The sequence below is a fragment of the Mesorhizobium sp. C277A genome (assembly GCF_040324395.1).
GTDB lineage: Bacteria > Pseudomonadota > Alphaproteobacteria > Rhizobiales > Rhizobiaceae > Mesorhizobium.
Map to the genome: position 1 here is coordinate 393,681 of NZ_JAMYVW010000004.1, position 18,330 is coordinate 412,010.

Sequence of the window (18,330 nt, forward strand, 5' to 3'; positions counted from 1 at the left end):
TCAAGGCACGCGCGCGGGCGAAACCTTGATGATTCGGCAATGCTAAGCCAAAGGTGTGACCCGAAGCATGGTGAGCGCACCGGTTACCCTCGCTGGGTAGTTAACCCGTCCTTCAGTGGGCTTGCATAGGTTTGGTCCTCGCGAACAATGACGGAAGCAAGCTGGTCCATTCATGGCACCCCTAAAGAAAGAAGAATCGCTGGAGGCCAAAATCCGTCAGGATCAGCTTGCTGACCTGAGGGCCGGGCTCTTCGTGTCGATGCCGATAAGCGCGATCCTGTCAGGCCTGATTTGCGGGGTGCAGGCCCTTTCTGGCGGCGGCTTTGCCGCTGCAAGCTGGTTCCTGGTCGTCAATGCGCTAAATGCCGCCCGGCTTGCACTCGCCCGTTTTCAGCTAAAGGAAACGGGGCGCCATCAGGATTCGCTTGGCGTTTTGCCGCGCCTTCGCATGTTTGGCGTCCTTGCCCTTCTGGCAGGGTTTGCCTGGTCCTTCCCGGCCGTGCTGACTGTTGGATACACAACACCTCAAGCACCGATGCATCTGGTCATACTGGCGGGCATTTCAGCTGGTGCGGTTACATATGGCAGTTCGTATGCCGCGGCGGCGACCAGCTTCATCACACCTCCACTCCTCATCACGGTGGCGTGCCTTTTGGCGAAAGGCAATTTTGAACGCTACATTCTGGCTTTCACCGTTCTGCTCTTCATGGGCGGCTTGGTCCGAGCTTCGTTTGTTGGGCAGGCGCGCTTCCGCGAAGCAAGCCGCCTGAGACATGAGGCAGAGCGACTTGCGTCGGAAATGGAGCGCAACTCCAGGGAGGACCATTTGACCGCCCTTCTCAACAGGCGGGGCCTTGAACACGCCATCGGTCGGTTCAAGACCGCGGATGGCCCCTTCGTGGCAATGCTGATTGATCTGGACGGCTTTAAATCTGTCAACGACACCTACGGTCACAGGACCGGTGATGAACTGCTTGTCATGATCGCCCGCCGCATAGAGCAGGAAGCACCGGAAGGCTCAACGCTAGCTCGTATCGGCGGCGATGAATTCGTGCTGGTTTTTCCCTCAACGAGAGCTTCGCTTTCTGCCAGTGATCTCGCCTCCAATATCATAGCCAAAATTGCTCGCCCCTATATCGGGGTCGCGTCCGTGCGCGTCGGGGCATCGATAGGGATATACTTGGCGCAGACGTCGAGCCTGACTGAAATGCTGTTGCGGGCCGATATCGCCCTTTATACGGCCAAGCGCCATGGCAGGAACGAATTTTGCCTGTTCGATGCCGAACTCGACCGGGAACTCCAACGCCGCCAGTCCATCGAACGGGACCTTCATTCGGCGATAAAGACGGGAAGATTGCAACCTTGGTTCCAGCCGATCGTGAAACTCGACACCGAGGCCGTGGTCGGTTTTGAAGCCTTGCTGAGATGGTCCCATCCGACACATGGTGCCATCTCTCCACCCGAAATCATCACAGCCGCACGCGAAACCGGAATGCTTCAGCTGCTGACGCAAACCGTATTCGCCGACTGTTGTGCTTTTATCGACGGCTTGGTGAAAGCTGACTGTCGTAACATTCGTGTGGCGATGAATGTTTCCCCGCGCGAACTGGAAGCCGGCGATATCGACGACATGGTTCTGGATGGTCTGGCCGCAAGAGGCCTGCCTGCGACGATGTTCGAAATCGAGATTACCGAAGAATCGCCGGTGGATCCGGACAGAGTGGATGAAAAGCTCGGACGGCTTTCGCATGCCGGTATTTCCATCGCGCTCGACGACTTCGGCACCGGCTTTTCTACCTTGGCATCTCTCAAGGACCGTCGGATACGCAAGGTGAAAATAGACCAAGGCTTCATTCGCGGCTTGGCCAAGTCCCGAGAGGACCGACTGCTTGTCAAATCCGTCATCGAACTCGGTGACATGCTCGGGATCGAGGTCATGGCCGAGGGCGTCGAAACAGAGGCGGATCGGCAAACCCTGCACAAGCTTGGTTGCCGAACCGCTCAAGGCTTCCTCTTCTCCAAGGCTGTGCCTTTGATGCAAGCACTGGAAATGGCAGTCAAACAGTACGCGAACCAGTTGTGACCGCTCCCGCAGCGCCCGCTGTCGCGGCCGTGCGCTGCCGAATTTGGCTACAGAGACTTGCCTACTCGAAACACGTGGCATTGGGCGCTGTGCATCAGCCGGCGAACAGTTCCTTGTAGCCGGTCGTCACCATCCAGTTCGCACGGTCGATATGGCTGCGAAGAGCTTTGCGGGCGCGGACCGGGTCAATGGACGGGTCGATGCCGAGGATGCGCTCGGCCATCTCCTTTTCGCTGGCATTCTCGGCGCAGGCATCCAGGATCCGCAGGTAGATCGTGAAATGCTCCCTGTCGTAGCTCGTGAGGTTCTCCGACCAGGGGACTTCATCGCTCAAACTTGAGCTTCGAGTCTCATCTGTTCCCATTGGTCCATTCATGCCTGCGAACCTCGCCTGTGAGCGCAGGCAGTATATCCCAAAATGGGATAATCCGAAACCGGGATTAGTCGCTGATCCGGTCTTTACCCGACCGGTTCGCCTCCATGCCCAAATCCCTTCGATCGCCCCGCCACCAGCGGTTCCTGGCCCGGCTGGTTTTGCTGCGCAAGGCCAAAGGCCTGACCCAGAAGCAGCTGGCTGACAAGCTTGGTCGTCCCCAATCCTTCGTGGCCAAGTACGAGGGCGCAGAGCGGCGTCTCGATGTCATCGAGTTTCTCGACATAACTGCGGCCCTTGACGCTGATCCGTGCGAGATTCTCTCCAGCCTCCGGTCCTAGCGGGCGCGCCGCATCCATCATGATCACGGACAGGAATATTGAGTGGGACAACGCCTCAATTTGTTGAAAGGCGAGCGCTGGTTCTCGGAGGAAGCCGCGCGCACGGCGCCGATGCCTTTTGGTTCTCGACGTAACTGCGGCGCCTGACCATGTGCGAAAAAACTTGGCGGGCGCCCGCGCGCCTGACGACGCGCACCAGGTGCTCGTGAACCGAGCCCGCTTTTCTTCGGCAAGCTCAGGCGGTCTCGGCCATTCGGCTTCGCCCCTTGGCGTGGGCAGCCCTTCGGGCTGTGACGGCCGCCGCCCTTGCGGGCGGCGCGGTTTGTCTGTTGGCCTTTCCCGGTGGCGCGGGGCGGGCGGCACTCCCTTCTAGACCCGCCGCGGCAGCCCGCAACCCTTCGCGTGCCGCTCAGGGTCCTCCTCTTCGTTCCGGTCCTTCGGATGCGGTCCGCCTACCACGGCGGGCCTTTCCGGTCGCGACTCGCCGCCCACCCCGCTTCCGGGGAAAGGCGCGGCGATTGGCGAGCGGAGGATAACACATGCGTGCAAACAGCAAGCGTACCACCAGCGGAGAGGCTGGCGCAGGCAAGGGCAGGCGCCCAGGCGCAAGCCTCTATCAGGAGATCACCGACCGCATCATTGCCGAGCTGGAGCGCGGCACCGTGCCATGGGTCAAGCCATGGGGCAGCGCAAAAGCAGGCCTCGGCCTGCCGAGGAATGCGTCCACGGGGCGCACCTATTCCGGCATCAATATCCTCATCCTGTGGGGCGCCGTCATCGAGCGCAGCTATCCCAGCCAGAATTGGCTGACCTTCCGGCAGGCGCTTGCCCTGGGCGGCAATGTCAGGAAGGGCGAGCGCGGCACGACGATCGTGCATGCCGACCGCTTTGTCCCAAAGAACGAGAAGGAGCGCGCACGCCACGAGGGCGATGCACCACAGGCCGTGCCTTTTCTGAAGCGCTTTACCGTCTTCAATGTCGCGCAATGCGACAATCTTCCGGAACACCTCCATGCCCCTGCCGAGCCGCTGCCACAGTGCGAGATCGTGCCGCAGGCCGAGACGCTCATTCTCGCCAGCGGTGCGGATTTCAGGGTCGGCGGCGATCGCGCTTTCTACATGCCGTGCAGCGACCACATTCAGGTGCCGCCGCAGCCAGCGTTCCATCAGCAGATCGACTATTACCGGACCTGCTTTCACGAGCTAGGCCACTGGACCGGCCACCCGACGCGGCTTGCTCGCGACCTCTCCGGCTCGTTCGGCTCCAAGGCCTACGCGCGTGAAGAATTGGTCGCCGAAATCACTGCCGCCTTCGTCTGCAGCAATCTCGGCATCGAGCCGACCGTGCGTCACGCCGATTACATCGGCTCATGGCTGAAGGTGCTGCGCGAGGACAACCGCGCTATATTCCGTGCCGCCAGCCTAGCTTCAAAGGCCGCTGATTTCCTGTTTGGCCTTCCGGCCGATGCGGAAGGCGAGGCGCAAGAAGGGATTGCGGCATGACGATGCGCGATCCTCAACTGACCGCGACCGAGCCGACGCCGCAAAGGAGCAGACGCTCATTCCCGGCGTCCAGCCGATCACCACGCGGGCAAACCCTCCTGATGGACGCGCCGATGTGTCCGCGCGCGGCGCAAAGCTGCTCGAGGTCGGTCTCTAATGGGGAGGCGGATCAGAGGAAGGTCCGGTGAACCTTTCTCCCGCCGGACGCAAGAAGTCAACGCGACCCGTTCTGACAAGGAGTCTTTCCATGATCCTGATCACCAATCCACTGCGCGCACGACTGCTCGCCCATGGCGCCGCCGGCGCCGACATCGACCATTTTCCCGTTGTGAAACTGTTTGATCCGACAGGTGCCGCGACCTCGCTTCTGAGCGAACTCGACGCCGATGGCGACACGCTGTTCGGTCTTTGCGATCTCGGCTTCGGCTTCCCCGAACTTGGCAGCGTCAGTCTGGCCGAGCTTGCATCCGTAAAAGGGCCGCTTGGCCTCGGCATAGAGCGCGACCTGCATTTCCAGGCGCGCTTTCCGATCTCCGTCCATGCCGAAGCCGCCCGCATTTTGCGGCCACGTCACCGAGGCCGAGCGACTGCTGCGGCAGGCAGCAGACGCCCTATCAAAGCCCCATTCCGAGCTTCCGCCCGACACGGCGGAACAGCAGCGCCGATAGGCGCAAAAACCGTCCCGCCGCGTCGGCCTTCGGCCTCCGCGGCGGGGACAACCCGGCAGGCGGCGCTATTTCGCCGCGAAATCGCTTGCCGACGAGCGCGGTGAAGGCGATCCCTTGCCCTGCGCCATCATGGAGGACGGTGACGACGCCGATGCGCTGGAAGCTTCTCTGATCGAAAACCTCGCCCGCCTCGATCCTGACGAAGTATGGCAATGGGAGACGTTTCGCGGCTTGTCAGGCAAGGCCGCACCGTTCTCGACATCGCTGTGACCTTCGGCATCACTGATCTCAAGGTCAAACGCATTCTGGCGCTTGGCGACCTCTTGCCCAAAATCCGCGAAGCCTATCCGCGCGAGGAGATCGACACCGAGCCGGTGCGCCATCTCACCATGTCTTCCAAGGCGCAGCAGAAGGACTGGCTGGCACTCTGTGCCGATCCCGATCAATACGCGCCGCGTGGCTATCAATTGAAGCAATGGCTGTTCGGCGGCCAGTCGATTTCCACCAAGGTGGCACTGTTTGCCATCGAGGAGTATCCCGGCCTGATCACCTCGGACCTGTTCGGCGAGGACAGCTATTTCGCCGATGCCGACCTGTTCTGGCAAAAGCAGAACGAAGCGATTGCCACCAAACGCGACACCTATCTCAACGAGGGCTGGAGCGAGGTTGTGCGCTGGAACCGGGCCAGTATTTCCACGCATGGGACCACGAGAAGACCCCGAAGAAGAAGGGCGGCAAGATCATCATCACTGTCTCGCATCGCGGTGAGGTCGAGTGTCACGAGGGCTGGCTGTCACGCAAAGGAAGCCCGCCGCGCCCGCGAGGGCGGCGAGCAAGAAGAAACAGCCGCCAAGCTGCCGCGCCCCGAAGTCACCGGCCCGATGCACAACTATATCGATCTGCATCGCCATGCCGCCGTGCGCGCGGCCATGCTCGACCATCCCGCCGTGGCGCTGCGCCTCGTGGTGGCGCACGCCATCACCGGTTCGGGCCTGTGGCAGGTGCGGCCTGAGCCGCAGCGCGCAGCCAACGAGACGGTGACTGCCAGCCTTGCCGGCTGCAAGGCTGAAGCCGCATTCGGCAAAAAGCGGCGCGAGGTATTGGCCCTGCTCGGATCACCGGATGAGGATAGCTTGGTCGCCGGCGGCAATGGCGACGCCGTTGCTATCGCCGGCGTGTTCGCGCGCCTCTTGGCGCTCTGCGACGACGATGTCATGCGCGTTCTCACCCTTGTCATGGCCGAGACGCTTGCAGCCGGCAGCGCCGTCGTCGAGGCCTCGGCAACCACCTGAACGTCGACATTGGCATATGGTGGCAACCGGACGATGCCTTCTTCGACCTCTTGCGCGACAAGGAAATCGCCAATTCGATGCTGGCCGACGTCGGCGGCAAGCTGGTCGCGGACGGCAATGTCGCCGAGAAGGTCAAGACGCAAAAGAACATCATCCGCGACTTCCTGGCGGGCGAGAATGGCCGCCCCTGGGTCGAGACCTGGCTGCCGCGCTGGATGAAATTCCCGGCCGAAAGCTGCTACACCAGCCGCAGCGGCTCCGCACCGCCGATCAGTGGACACAAGTGCAGCCGCTGTTCGTGCGCGAATAGTCGATCAGGGCCCGAGCGGCGGTTCTCTCGATTACCGCCGCTCAGGTCGCGCGCGCCGCTACGGGCCACGCCGGCTGCCGATTGGGCGTCTTGTCGAGCCAGTGCCGCGCGCGAGAAATTCCGACGCCAGTTCGCCCCATTTCGGCAGCCCCGCACCGCGCCGGGTTGCTTGCTGAGGCGCCAAAGGCCCATCGGGCCAATTGTCCGATCCGGTTGCCGACAGAGCCCGCGCAGCCGGCGCTCTGCATTGCGGCCGGCTTCTTGTGTCACCGATCGCGCCACCTGTCTCCATTGTGTCTCGGGGACCATTTCCTGCGGCTGGCTTGTCGACCTATGGGCGGATCAGGCCCGCCCGAAACCCTCGCCGGCAGCTTTTTTCCCCGCCGCCTGCGGCGGCTTCCTCGCGCCGCTTCGCTTCAAAAAAGCTGCCCGCGCGGGTCCTCCGCTATCGCTGCGGCCGTCCCGGTTCCGGCGGTCCGGACGCGCCCATCACGGTCCGCCATCGCAGGGGAATGGTCCCTTGCGAGCACCAAGAGGAGACTGGAAATGACCGCGATCGGATACGTCACCAAACAGGAAAACGGCGGCTACAAGGGCCAGCTCAAGACGCTCAGCGTCCGCGCCGACATCGATATCGTGCCCAATCAGGCAAAGAGCGCCGACACCCATCCCGACTTCCGGGTGCTGACGCAAGGGGTCGAAGTGGGTGCGGGCTGGATCCGCACCGGCGAGACCTCCGGCAAGGACTATGTGAGCCTGTCGATTGCCGCCCCCGAGTTTGGCCCCCGCAAGCTCTACGCCAATCTCGGCCGCGCCGCCGGCCAGGATGACGACGACACTTACGCCATCATCTGGAACCCGGTCGACTAACCGGCCGATCCGGAAAGCCCCGCGCCGCCACCGGCGCGGGGTCCTCTCTCAGGACCCGTGAGGCCGCCGAAGGGGGCGGCGAAAACTCGCCCCCCACTCTTCGCCCGTCCCCAAAACGATCTCGCTCGCCGATCCTCGCCTTCGCTTGTCCGTAGCGAAACGAGGATCATCATGGACGACGAAAACGAACGCGCAGCCCGCGCCAAGAAGGGCAGTCCGTTTCTCAATACCGCGCAAGCGGCCTTCTATATCGGGCTGTCCCAGCGCACGCTGGAGAAGATGCGCCTCAAAGGCGGCGGCCCGCAATTCCGCAAGCACGGCCGCTATGTCCGCTATCACATCGACGAACTCGACGATTGGTCGAAGGGGCACGCGCAGGAGACCGGGCCCGAGGACGGCGGGCACGATTCCGGCTCGGCCGGCGAGGGAGGCCGCTCATGAGCCGGCGTCCCACCATCCATCTGATCGGCAGCCATCTGCGGCGCATTCGGGCGCGCAAGACGATCGCCATGGCCACGATGGGCCTTGCCCTGATCGGCTTCGCCGCCTTCGGCAAACCATCGCCCTGGCTGGTCTGGAACGCCTCGGCGAGTGCGCCGGTCGGCCTCTATCGCGTCGCGTCCGGATCGCCAGCTCTTGGTGATCTCGTACTCGTCCGCCCGCCAAAACCGGTCGTCGATCTGGCCGCCGAACGCTTCTATCTGCCCAGCAACGTGCCGCTGGTCAAGCACCTTGCCGCGCTGGCTGGCGAGCACGTCTGCGCCTTCGGCGACGCCATCATCATCGGCGGCGAGATTGTCGCGCGCCGGCTTGCAACCGACACGCAGCACCGTCCGCTGCCTTCGTGGAATGCCTGCCGAAAGCTCGCCGCTGCCGAGGTTTTCCTACTCGGCAGCGACGAAAATCGCTCGTTCGACAGCCGCTATTTCGGGCCGGTGCCGACCGAAAATATCATCGGGAGGCTCGTGCCGCTATGGACCGAGTGACCCTCCTGATGCTGGGCATGGTGTCTCTCGCACCATGCTCCTGTTCCGCGGCGACCAACACGAAGCCGGTCGTCATCTCCCATAGTCCGCAGCTTGCAAGATGGCAGCCCTTCGTAGCCGAAGCAAGCCGGCGTTTCAGCATTCCACAGACTTGGATTTATGCCGTCATGGATGCCGAAAGCCGGGGGCAGACAAGGCTCAATGGACGGCCGGTCACGTCGAGCGCCGGTGCCATTGGCCTGATGCAGGTGATGCCAGGCACCTACGAGGAGTTGCGCGCAGAGCTTGGCCTGGGAGCCGCCCCGCACGACCCTCGCGACAACATTCTGGCAGGCACTGCCTATCTGCGCGCCATGTATGACCGCTTCGGATTTCCAGGCCTGTTTGCAGCCTATAACGCCGGGCCGGAGCGCTACGAACAGCATTTGCAGCGTGGGCGGCCACTGCCCAGCGAGACGGTTTCGTATCTGGAAGAGGTCAAGGCGGCGGGCATTTCGGCCGCTGATATGGACGCGCTCACCGACAAATCCCGTTCCAAAAGCGCGCCGGGAATCCCTTCCGGGCAGTCGCTGTTTTTCCTCCGAAACGGTGTTTCCGTGACCGGCCCGAATGGCCAACTCCTGGTGCCGCTCGGATCGGAGCGAGCAAGGTCAGGCCGGCCGGATCGCAGGTGAGGGCAGCGGCTACCGCGGTTCGGGCGGGGGGGCAGGGAGGCAGGTCCGCGGAAGGCAAGATAAAGGCATCGCCTCCTGAGGCGGCGAAGTGTTTGTCTGCACATCGTTTTCCCGGGAGGTTGCCTGCGGGTCCAGGAGGGTCTGGCGCGCAAGCCTCTGATTTTGCTGCTGGTTCATCGGAGGCCGCATGCAGGATGACGAATTCACGCCGAGGCTCGGCAAAATTGGCTCGCGCGGCTCGAAGGCGGGCAAACGCTACGCTGGCCAGGTCCAGGCCGCGGTCAACCGAGCAGGCGGCAGGAGCGGACGCGGCAGCCGCTTCATCGGAAGCCGGGTGGGGCGCGGCGGGGCTGCTGCCGCCGTTCTTAGAGCACGCGACCGCCACGCGGCCTTTCGGCAGCGGCGCGCAGTCGTCAAGGCACGCATCGTCAAGCTGGCCGGCAAGGGAGTCGACGGAGCACGTGCGCACCTCCGCTACCTCCAGCGCGACGGCGTCACCCGGGAAGGCGAGCGTGGCGAGCTCTACGCTGCCGACAAAGACCACGCGGACGGCAGGGCCTTTCTCGATCGCGCGAACGGTGACCGTCATCAGTTCCGCTTCATCGTCGCCCCTGAAGACGGTATCGAGTATGATGACCTGAAGCTGCTCACCCGGCGCCTCATGGCGCAAATGGAAGAAGACCTCGGCACCAGGCTAGACTGGGTGGCCGTCGACCATTTCAACACCGGCCATCCTCACACCCACATCATCGTGCGCGGCAGGGACGATCACGGCGAAAACCTCGTCATCGCGCGGGACTACATCTCCTCTGGCCTGCGCGAGCGCGCAGCCGAACTGGTTAGCCTCGACCTTGGCCCGCGCACCGACCGCGAGATCGAGCAGCGCTTGCGCCAGGAGATGGAGCAGGAACGCTTCACCAGCATCGACCGGCAGCTGATGCGCATGCGCGACGAGGGGCATGTCTCACCAGCCAGCCGAGACACCTTTCGCCAGACGCTGCACCAGGGCCGCCTGCGCAAGCTCGAGCGGATGGGCCTTGCCGAGGAGATGCCTTCGGGTCGCTGGCGCCTGGAGGATGAGCTCGAAGCCACGCTACGCCGCATCGGCGAGCGCGGCGACATTGTCAAGACCATCCATCGCGAGCTGACCGGCAAGGGGCTCGTCCGCAGTGCCGCCGACTATCTTATCCACGATCGATCCGACGGGTCGGCCCAAACCGTGGTCGGACGTGTCGTCGGGCGCGGGCTGGCCGACGAAATCACTGACCGCCATTACCTCGTCGTCGACGGCGTGGACGGCAAAAGCCACTATTTTGATATCGGCAAAGGCGAGGCCACCCAACCGACACCAGAAGGCTGCATAGTGCGGATCAGGCCGAGGGACACCGGGCCAAGAAAAGTCGACCGCACAATTGCCGGCATCGCCACGGTCAACGACGGGCGCTACAGCATCGATATCCATCTCAAGCATGACCCCTCGGCCACCGAACGCTTTGCCGAAACGCACGTGCGGCGACTGGAGGCGATCCGCCGTGCGACCGGTGGCGTCGAGCGCGAGCCGGACGGCACATGGACAGTCGCGCCCGACCATCTCAACCGCGTCGCGGATTACGAGCGTCAACGAGCGAGGGCCCAGCCTGTTGTCGTCGAAAAGCTCTCATCAATGCCGCTGGAGAGCCAAGTAGGCTTTGACGGCGCCACCTGGATCGACCAGGAGCTGGTATCAGCCCACCCTGAGTCCTTGCGCGACTCTGGCTTCGGTCGAGAAGTACGTCAGGTCCAGGCCCGCCGACAGCAGTGGCTGATCGCGCAAGGTCTTGCCCATGATGCGCAGGATCGGGTCATCTATCGCGCCAACATGCTTTCAATGCTGCGCCAACGAGAGCTGAACCGTGTTGCCAGTCAGCTCTCGGACGAACTCGGGCTCTCGTATTCTGAAGCGCAGCATGGCAATCGAATAGACGGTACGCTGCGCGGCTGCGTCGAGCTCGCCGGCGGAAAATACGCTGTCATCGAGAAATCGCGCGAGTTCACGCTGGTGCCCTGGCGGCCGGTGCTTGAGCATCATATCGGCAAGGAGGTGTCTGGCGTGGCGCGCGCCGAGGGGATTTCCTGGACGATCGGACGGCAGAGGAGCGGGCCTGGCGTTTCGTGAACTGGCTACAATTTATTTGTCCACGTTGAAACAGGTACTCAGCCCAGACGGAGTTCCTCCGCCTGCTGCTTGCTCGCAGCATTCATTTGGCGGAGAGTCAGTGTTCTGCATTTTGTAGTTCGCTCTGTCAAAAAGCGCTGGGAATATGCATCATGTTCTGCGTTGACACGGAAGCCGGGCCGGGCCGACAGGTGCCGCCCTGTGGTTGCGGATCGGCTCCCGATGGCTGCCAGCTAGAAAGGTGGGCTGACTCGTGATAGCGCAAGGGGCTATGGCGGCCGCGGTACGGCGAAGCGAGCTCTGGCATCGAGGATGAAGCCGCACTTCCCGATCTTATTCTACTCGCAGGACCGGCAGACGCGGCGGTCGCCCCTGCGGGTGCTGTTGGCCCTGGCGTGAACTGGCAGTCCGTCCCGCGGGGACTTTGTAACGGAGAAAAGTCGCTGCGATGGCCCGGGTGACGATGCGGTCAGCGACCATGCCAGACGAGATCGGCAGCTTTCTGCCGCGGCACGGCGCCGGAGCCATAAGGCCGCCGCGACATCGGGTCTGGCGCACCTTCGGATGTTGGCTGGCCGCGGTTTACTTCGAGCAGCGCCGGGTGGGTCATGCGGTGCCGCTACTGGGCACCGAGGCAGCTTTGGGCATGAGACCCGTTCAATCGCGCCGGCCACGTCGGTCATCGCGACATCTGGAGTCGAGGCCAGGTCAGACCGGGAAAAAAACCTGCTCGTCGCGCGGGAGCCCCGGGTTGCGCCGTCGATCCTTCCGCCCAACTCAGCGCCGCGCGACCAGCAATAGCCCCTTGCCCCGAAACTGACGCCAAGCCGACGGACCGCTCTGCGCATACCGATGCCGTCCGCGCCGTCGTCGGCGGAAACCAGCGAGCCGTGGACCTCACACAATCTGAGCCGCTGGTGACGATGTGCATCGCCTACTTCCATCCGCACTCCTATCGACGAACTCGCCCGCTGCCCGCGGTGATGCGAACCCGTGGATGAATATTTCGCCGAAGCCGCAGTGGGGGCTCAGCCTCGACGATTTTTTTGCCTTGCCCCGGCGGGCGGCGCAACCGAGCATCGAGACAAAAAACGGGAAAGGGAGGGCACCAGCCCGTTAGAGCCGTGGCCATGATGATGTGGGGACGATCTCCTGGAAGAAATGTGGAGATCGACGCTCTCCTGACGCGCTCATCGAAGATTTTAGGCCGCGCCGACGTGGCTGCTTGAGCGATAACACTCACTCCGGAGGCCCCAGTGCGGCTCCTTGGCCAAGCTGCTTGGCACGCCGTGAGTGTGCTTTCTTGTTTGGGGAAGGGAGACTTACGTCTACAACAATCTCGTTTCGATCTACGATGGAGAGTCGGCGAGACAAGTGTTGCTGATGTTCATTGGCTCCGTAGCAACTTCTGCAGTCACAATGCAGCTTATGTTCCTATGCTGGAGAGTTGGCCATTCAACTCGCGTAGCTCGCTTTGTTGCGGTGGAGCTTGGTCAGAGCACACTGCTGCTTTACCTGCTTCAGGGCGCCGTGTTTCGCTTCATGGATCTAATAGGGTTCGGAGAGCTTTGGGATCTCCCGAGCAGAATCGGGTTCGCCACTTTGCTTGGTGCCGCGATCGTTGTCTCCGCTTGACAATTCGCAGGATTGCGCGTGACCACGGATGGTTGTCGCGCGGCTACGCTTAATATGTGACGACGCTTGCGCCTTGTAGGCAATTGTTGCGGCCGCCCACGGCCGACATGAACGTGCTTGGCCGCACGTTTTCTAAGTGAGGCGGAAAGAGGCGCGCGGCCCCTCTCCCCAGCAACCCGCCTTGCGGATTCCTCCTCCGCCCGCTTCGCAGACGGGGATACCCTCCGCCCCCTTGCTATTCGTTGCCCGCCGCTATGCAAAGGACAGGCGACCTGAATCCGTGCTCAAGCCGATCTGGCGGCAGAGGGGGGCGGGCTGAACATGGGACCCGTGATTGACATAATTGCCGCGCGAATCCTCATGCTCGCCTAACCGGCCGGAACGATTTGCAATCCGGGCAGGCTCGACAAATTAAGGAGTAGCTCGTTCCGTGTCCAAGCCCAGACAAGTCTTGGTTTTCTCACGGGCGCGATACAAAAGGCACAGGCTGGACTTGGCTGCCGGGGGCGGGGCTTGTCGACCGCTCGATTGAAAGTGAGATGCGAGGCGGAGAATCACCCATGTGCAGAGCGGCAAGGCGCTCGCCTACCTCCCTGTCATTCACCGTTAGCCGATGGTTTAGACGAAGATAGTCCGTCCATGTCGGCGTGCGGAATGTCTCGGTCCAAAGCGTCGACTTCTGAAGGTCGCGCTGGAGGGTCCAGTCCCGCGCACCGGCGCGGCTCTGAACGCGCCGCCTTTCGCGCATGCAACTCAGAAATTCATCGATACTCTCCTCGGGTATCGAGTACTCCACCTTGATCACGATCGGACCGCTCCTGGGCTTCAAAGGGAGGGCCAGTTCTGGTGGCCTGAAGTCGACGGCCGCTTGATCCGATTCCTCCCATAGCCGCACTGGCAATAGCTTTCCCACAGCCGCGACCAGCAACAGTGCCGCTGCAGCACCTTCCAAAGCCCACGTCAGCGAATAGTACTGCGCGACAGCACCCCAGATCCAGCTGCCCGCTGCCATGCCGCCGTAGGTCAGGGCGTAATAGATGGACAGGGTCCGACCAACGACCCACCTTGGGCTTGCCAACTGCACACACACGTCGGTTCCGGTCCAGGTGACAACCCAGCCAGCGCCACCGATTGCAAGCGCGATCGCCGCCACAGCCACCGACGATGTGAGGGCCATCAAAAGGCAACACGTTGCGCAAGCAACGGATGCGAGCGTGATCAATCGGTTCTGGGACGTAATGCGTCTCAAGTAGCTGCTGCCAATGCCGGCTATGAAGGCGCCTGTGCCGAAGCCAGCCAATAGCACCCCGTAAACAATTGGCCCTCCCGCCAGCTGGTCGCGAACCAGGAGGGGGAGCAGAGCAAGGATCGAGATGCTTGACAGCCCGAATAGGGTTGCACGCACAATCGCCACTCTGATCTCGGAGGATATTGCCGTGAATCGCATGCCATCATGAATGGCCGTAGTCATCCGCTCGCGCGGAAGAGGCGAAAAGCGAACTTGCCACTTTGAGCGCAGAACAGCGCTCAACGGGACCAGGTCACTCAGCGCAGCGAGGGCGAAAGCCGTAAGGGGGCCTAGCAAAGCTAAGATTACACCGCCCAGCGCCGGTCCTATGCTCCGAACCACGTTGTAGCCCACCGACATCAGCGTCACTGCGGCGGGTATGTCGCGCTTTTCCAGGATATCGCCTACCGACGCGTGCCATGCTGGATCGTTCAAGGCAAAGCCGCATCCGGCCAAGAAACTCAGTCCCAGGATCAGCCATGGACTAACAAAGCCCAGTCCCACAGCGAGTGCCAGCGCCGTGGATGCCAGTGCGATAAGGCAGTGTCCGGCAAGCATCACGCCGCGGCGGCTGAAGCTGTCTGCAATGGCTCCAGCAAGGATCGACAAGAAGAACGCGGGCAGTGTCGATGCAGCCTGTACGAGCGCAACCATTAGATCGGAGGCTGAAATCGTCGCCATGAGCCAGCTTATAGCCACGCTCTGCACCAGCCAGCCAAGGCTGGATATCTGCGTGGCTGTCCAGATAGAACGAAAGACCGGGTTGTGAAGAGGGATCAGTGTGTTTGCCGCAAAGCGCGGAGGATCTTGACGCCGCATCACTTCTCTCCTCCACTGGGTGTCGTTCTTCCGCTCATTTGCTTACAGCGGTGCGCTCTGTGCACAGACTGCGTCACAACGAAGTTCCGAAATCGCGCTCGCAACAGGGACAATGTGACATCCATGGTGCTGATGCGCCTTGAGGTACCAACCTGGCCGTTAGCTGATGGGTCCCGCAGCCCGCTGGGTGCGGTCAGTTCTGCCCTGCGACTCTTGGCTTTGGACGGTGCTAGCGCCCCGATGGCCGGCTTGTCAAACTGCCGTAGTGCCAGCACATCCATCCCATCTGTTGACCGCGATCTCCGGCGAGGTCGAGCAGCAGTAGGTCAACGGCAAATCTGGGTATTTCCGCTATCCGGTCGAGCGCGTGGCCATCGTCCGGAAACCCGAAGACGTTCATCACCCAGGCGACCACCACGCCCGAGACAATGCGACACGGCGGTAGCGGTTCACCAGAGGACGTGCGTTCTACTCAGCAGGAACATTGTTCTGCCGATCGTCGGCTGCGCCAGCCGTCACGTAAAGCGGCGCCAGAGTTCTTGCACCCGTCATTGGACTCCCGCTTTGCAGGTTTCGCCTAGGGCCTGCATCAGGTCATCTATAATGTCCTGAGGATGTTCAAGCCCTACAGAAATTCGCAGCAATCCGCCTGGCGCTTTGGACTTCGCACCTTCAACGGATGCGCGATGCTCTATCAGAGAATGCGTCCCGCCAAGGCTTGTCGCCCGGACAACAATCTTCAGGCGGCCGGCCACGGCCATTGCAGCATCGGCTCCGCCCTCGACGATAAAGGATAGCATCGCTCCGTAATGGCTCATTTGCCGCGTAGCAAGATCGTGTCCCGGATCAGTTTGCAAACCAGGAAAGAGCACTTTTTCGACGCGCGGATGAGACGCCAGGGCCTCGGCCACTTTCTGGGCGCCTTCGCAATGGGCGCGCATGCGGACCGGCAATGTCTGCAGGCCCCGCAACGCCAGCCAACAGTCGAAGGGCGCTGCGACGCTGCCCTTGTGTTTCTGGACCATCCGCAATGGGCGACCGAGGGGTGACGCGTTTGGGACAATGACGACACCGGCCATCAAATCCGAGTGGCCGCCAATGTACTTTGTCGCCGAGTGCATCACCGCGTCTGCCCCGATTTCGAGTGGCAGTTGAAGCACTGGGGTGGCCCACGTATTGTCCACCACCGCCAACGCGTCTGCCTCGTGCGCGATTGCGCAGATGGCCGCAATGTCGACAACGCGGATCATCGGGTTTGACGGCGTCTCGACCCAGACGAGGCCAGTCCGCTTCGATGTCACCGCGGCGCGCAAAGCGTCCAAATCGCGCATGTCGACGGGGGCAAAGTCGAAGCGAGACCCAATGTCGGTCTCTTCGATCAGCGAACGAATGCCGAAATACATGTCATCCGGCAGAACGATCCGACCCGCCGACGGATGGCTCTCGAAAACTGCAGCGATTGCGGCCATGCCCGAAGCGAAGGCGATGCCGTCTCCCCCTCCCTCAAGCGTCGCCATGGCCGCCTCGAACGCATTGCGTGTCGGATTTCCATCCCTTGTGTATTCGAAGCCGGACGGAAATGACCCGTTGGCGCCTCGTTCGAACGTGGTGCTGGTGTGCAGCGGCATGGATACGGCCCCCGTGGACGCGTCGACACCTCGGCCGCAGTGGATCGCCTTCGTCTCAAAACGCATCGGCTATTTCCTTCCTAACGGGCAGTTGCAATTTCGTGCCGGTCACTATACTGACCGCAATACGCGAGCCGAGGACCCAAGTCAATATAATGACCAATGTTACGGAAGCGTTTGATGCCGAGCAAGCGCTTGGGCAAGCGATAGCAGCCCGGATCCGAGACTTGAGGCGTGACCAAAACCTGACCCTGGATCGCCTGGCTAAACTAAGTGGCCTATCGAAGGGAACCGTGGTCGCGCTGGAGCAGGCTAGGGCAAACCCCAGTATCGGCATACTGTGTCGGCTGGCGGCGGCGTTTTCGCTCTCGGTGGCCGATTTGTTGAACGAGCACCCTTCCACGGTGCGCCTTCCCATCGAGCGGACAGAGACCAGGAGGCTTTGGACGAGCGCCAAGGGAAGCTCTGCGCAACTGCATTCGTCGACCTCGGGACGCACGATGTTCGAACTGTGGAGCTGGGTCATGATGCCGGGCGACGTGTTTTCCGCGGACGCTCATAGTCCGGATACGCGCGAGCTGATCTCGGTCAGTCAGGGTGCCCTGAGCGTTGTGGTAGGTACCCACGTGGAAATTTTAAGCGAAGGCGAGAGTGCGCGGCTTGTCACTGACCAACCTCACTCATATGCGGCGGCATCTGATGTGCCCGCCCACTTCACGATGGCGGTGCTTGAGCGTGGTGGACACCGAAATCCGGGGCACTCGTCGACGGCAGCGAAGATTCAGGGGCACGTTCCGTAAGGCCCCGCCGATTACTAACAACCGCACATTCGCGACAGGAGATAAACCGTTGTACGTTCCGCCTCATTTTGCCGTCCCTGATCAGAACGCCCTGTTCGACCTTATCGAGAGACACCCGCTCGGTATCCTCGTCACCCAAAGCAAAGGCACGCTGGACGCGAACCACCTCCCTTTCGAGCTTGACCGCTCGAAGGGAGACAAGGGCGTTCTCAATTGCCATGTCGCTCGCAAGAACCCAGTCTGGGAGGAAGTCGCCAATGGCGATGAGGTTCTCGTAATCTTCCGTGAGGCCGACGCTTACATCTCGCCGAACTGGTATCCGAGCAAGCATGAATTCCACAAGCAGGTGCCGACCTGGAACTATCTCGTCGTCCATGCCCACGGACGCATCACTGTCCGGGATGATGAGCGGTATGTGCGCCGCAACGTGGCGAAGCTCACTCACATGCAAGAAGCCTCGCAGCCGGTCCCATGGAAGATGGGCGACGCGCCGAAGGACTTCATCGACACGATGGTCAGGGCAATCGTCGCCCTGGAGATCGAGATCACCGGCCTGGTTGGAAAATCAAAACTCAGCCAGAACAAAGAGTTGCGCGACATTCAGAACCCTGGCGAAATGCTGCGTGCCCAAGGGGCCATTGCGATGGGAGAAGCGATGCTCGCGGCTGCGGCGGTCAAATCCCAATAGCATGTGTCTTGTCCCGACAAAGCCGCTGGTGCCGGCTTCCCGACGGGTCACCTAGTCCGCCTTGACGCACGGCAATAGCGTTTGACGGCCTGAAGCGACGCTGTGGTCACCCTTGTGATGCTTTTCCACGCGCCTGGTCAGGCGACAGGATTGCTCCGTCGTGAGGACAGGCGGGAGTTTGCAGCTTGCGGTGGGCGGGTTCGTTTCCGGCGCCTGCG

Annotated in this window: 15 protein-coding genes and 2 pseudogenes; 14 read left to right on the plus strand and 3 right to left on the minus strand. The window is 62.0% G+C overall.

Going from position 1 to position 18,330, the window contains the following annotated elements:
* The first annotated feature begins 172 nt into the window (after positions 1-172).
* Positions 173-2,083: a putative bifunctional diguanylate cyclase/phosphodiesterase gene (locus NKK52_RS31465; protein ID WP_023685543.1), complete on the plus strand. Its 1,911-nt coding sequence runs from the start codon at positions 173-175 to the stop codon at positions 2,081-2,083.
* A 94-nt stretch (positions 2,084-2,177) separates the two neighbouring features.
* On the opposite strand, the gene NKK52_RS31470 is transcribed toward NKK52_RS31465, so the two are convergent.
* The gene (locus tag NKK52_RS31470; RefSeq protein WP_081731646.1) at positions 2,178-2,459 is read right to left on the minus strand and encodes a DNA -binding domain-containing protein; all 282 of its coding nucleotides are present in this window, start codon (positions 2,457-2,459) and stop codon (positions 2,178-2,180) included.
* 104 nt (positions 2,460-2,563) lie between these two features.
* Here NKK52_RS31470 and NKK52_RS31475 point away from each other — a divergent pair, with 104 nt between their 5' ends.
* The 11 genes and pseudogenes from NKK52_RS31475 to NKK52_RS31525 all read left to right on the plus strand — a co-directional run.
* On the plus strand, positions 2,564-2,797 hold the full coding sequence (locus NKK52_RS31475) for a helix-turn-helix domain-containing protein (protein ID WP_023708050.1): 234 nt from the start codon (positions 2,564-2,566) through the stop codon (positions 2,795-2,797).
* A 539-nt stretch (positions 2,798-3,336) separates the two neighbouring features.
* Complete coding sequence (locus NKK52_RS31480; RefSeq protein ID WP_023697813.1) at positions 3,337-4,299, plus strand: ArdC family protein; 963 nt, start codon at positions 3,337-3,339, stop codon at positions 4,297-4,299.
* Positions 4,300-4,546: 247 nt separating this feature from the next.
* A pseudogene (locus NKK52_RS31485) lies at positions 4,547-4,967 on the plus strand (DUF2958 domain-containing protein).
* A 114-nt stretch (positions 4,968-5,081) separates the two neighbouring features.
* Positions 5,082-5,237: a hypothetical protein gene (locus NKK52_RS31490; RefSeq protein WP_245263156.1), complete on the plus strand. Its 156-nt coding sequence runs from the start codon at positions 5,082-5,084 to the stop codon at positions 5,235-5,237.
* The gene (locus NKK52_RS31495) at positions 5,180-6,259 is read left to right on the plus strand and encodes a hypothetical protein (RefSeq protein ID WP_023685539.1); all 1,080 of its coding nucleotides are present in this window, start codon (positions 5,180-5,182) and stop codon (positions 6,257-6,259) included. The genes NKK52_RS31490 and NKK52_RS31495 overlap by 58 nt, the downstream gene beginning before the upstream one ends.
* A gap of 856 nt (positions 6,260-7,115) precedes the next feature.
* Positions 7,116-7,439 (plus strand): DUF736 domain-containing protein, encoded by a 324-nt coding sequence (locus NKK52_RS31500; RefSeq protein ID WP_023672372.1) that lies wholly within the window; start codon positions 7,116-7,118, stop codon positions 7,437-7,439.
* Between the two features lie 171 nt (positions 7,440-7,610).
* Positions 7,611-7,880 carry a helix-turn-helix transcriptional regulator gene (locus NKK52_RS31505; RefSeq protein WP_023672373.1) on the plus strand — a complete coding sequence of 90 codons (270 nt, stop codon included), beginning with the start codon at positions 7,611-7,613 and terminating at the stop codon, positions 7,878-7,880.
* Complete coding sequence (locus tag NKK52_RS31510) at positions 7,877-8,425, plus strand: S26 family signal peptidase (RefSeq protein WP_023685538.1); 549 nt, start codon at positions 7,877-7,879, stop codon at positions 8,423-8,425. The genes NKK52_RS31505 and NKK52_RS31510 overlap by 4 nt, the downstream gene beginning before the upstream one ends.
* 17 nt (positions 8,426-8,442) lie before the next feature.
* On the plus strand, positions 8,443-9,099 hold the full coding sequence (locus NKK52_RS31515; RefSeq protein ID WP_348626517.1) for a lytic transglycosylase domain-containing protein: 657 nt from the start codon (positions 8,443-8,445) through the stop codon (positions 9,097-9,099).
* 187 nt (positions 9,100-9,286) lie between these two features.
* The gene (gene rlxS, locus NKK52_RS31520; protein WP_023685536.1) at positions 9,287-11,254 is read left to right on the plus strand and encodes a relaxase/mobilization nuclease RlxS; all 1,968 of its coding nucleotides are present in this window, start codon (positions 9,287-9,289) and stop codon (positions 11,252-11,254) included.
* 1,293 nt (positions 11,255-12,547) lie between these two features.
* Positions 12,548-12,942 (plus strand): annotated as a pseudogene (locus tag NKK52_RS31525) (nodulation factor fucose acetyltransferase NolL); the annotation flags it as partial.
* A gap of 407 nt (positions 12,943-13,349) precedes the next feature.
* Here the strand turns inward: NKK52_RS31525 and NKK52_RS31530 are convergent.
* On the minus strand, positions 13,350-14,996 hold the full coding sequence (locus NKK52_RS31530) for an MFS transporter (protein ID WP_023704122.1): 1,647 nt from the start codon (positions 14,994-14,996) through the stop codon (positions 13,350-13,352).
* A 548-nt stretch (positions 14,997-15,544) separates the two neighbouring features.
* Positions 15,545-16,690: a trans-sulfuration enzyme family protein gene (locus NKK52_RS31535; protein WP_023685532.1), complete on the minus strand. Its 1,146-nt coding sequence runs from the start codon at positions 16,688-16,690 to the stop codon at positions 15,545-15,547.
* 89 nt (positions 16,691-16,779) lie between these two features.
* On the opposite strand from NKK52_RS31535, the gene NKK52_RS31540 reads away from it, so the two are divergent.
* Both NKK52_RS31540 and NKK52_RS31545 read left to right on the plus strand, forming a co-directional pair.
* Positions 16,780-17,424 (plus strand): helix-turn-helix domain-containing protein, encoded by a 645-nt coding sequence (locus NKK52_RS31540; protein WP_031197303.1) that lies wholly within the window; start codon positions 16,780-16,782, stop codon positions 17,422-17,424.
* A gap of 49 nt (positions 17,425-17,473) precedes the next feature.
* Complete coding sequence (locus NKK52_RS31545) at positions 17,474-18,112, plus strand: FMN-binding negative transcriptional regulator (RefSeq protein ID WP_023672382.1); 639 nt, start codon at positions 17,474-17,476, stop codon at positions 18,110-18,112.
* Positions 18,113-18,330 lie beyond the last annotated feature (218 nt).

What these genes read in the sequence shown, in the direction of transcription:
- NKK52_RS31500 (WP_023672372.1), top strand. Translation starts at nt 7,116, where the DNA reads ATGACCGCGATCGGATACGTCACCAAACAGGAAAACGGCGGCTACAAG.
- NKK52_RS31505 (WP_023672373.1), top strand. Translation starts at nt 7,611, where the DNA reads ATGGACGACGAAAACGAACGCGCAGCCCGCGCCAAGAAGGGCAGTCCG.
- NKK52_RS31480 (WP_023697813.1), top strand. Translation starts at nt 3,337, where the DNA reads ATGCGTGCAAACAGCAAGCGTACCACCAGCGGAGAGGCTGGCGCAGGC.
- NKK52_RS31495 (WP_023685539.1), top strand. Translation starts at nt 5,180, where the DNA reads ATGGGAGACGTTTCGCGGCTTGTCAGGCAAGGCCGCACCGTTCTCGAC.
- NKK52_RS31530 (WP_023704122.1), bottom strand. Translation starts at nt 14,996, where the DNA reads ATGCGGCGTCAAGATCCTCCGCGCTTTGCGGCAAACACACTGATCCCT.
- rlxS (WP_023685536.1), top strand. Translation starts at nt 9,287, where the DNA reads ATGCAGGATGACGAATTCACGCCGAGGCTCGGCAAAATTGGCTCGCGC.
- NKK52_RS31470 (WP_081731646.1), bottom strand. Translation starts at nt 2,459, where the DNA reads ATGAATGGACCAATGGGAACAGATGAGACTCGAAGCTCAAGTTTGAGC.
- NKK52_RS31510 (WP_023685538.1), top strand. Translation starts at nt 7,877, where the DNA reads ATGAGCCGGCGTCCCACCATCCATCTGATCGGCAGCCATCTGCGGCGC.
- NKK52_RS31465 (WP_023685543.1), top strand. Translation starts at nt 173, where the DNA reads ATGGCACCCCTAAAGAAAGAAGAATCGCTGGAGGCCAAAATCCGTCAG.
- NKK52_RS31475 (WP_023708050.1), top strand. Translation starts at nt 2,564, where the DNA reads ATGCCCAAATCCCTTCGATCGCCCCGCCACCAGCGGTTCCTGGCCCGG.
- NKK52_RS31540 (WP_031197303.1), top strand. Translation starts at nt 16,780, where the DNA reads ATGACCAATGTTACGGAAGCGTTTGATGCCGAGCAAGCGCTTGGGCAA.
- NKK52_RS31535 (WP_023685532.1), bottom strand. Translation starts at nt 16,690, where the DNA reads ATGCGTTTTGAGACGAAGGCGATCCACTGCGGCCGAGGTGTCGACGCG.
- NKK52_RS31515 (WP_348626517.1), top strand. Translation starts at nt 8,443, where the DNA reads ATGGTGTCTCTCGCACCATGCTCCTGTTCCGCGGCGACCAACACGAAG.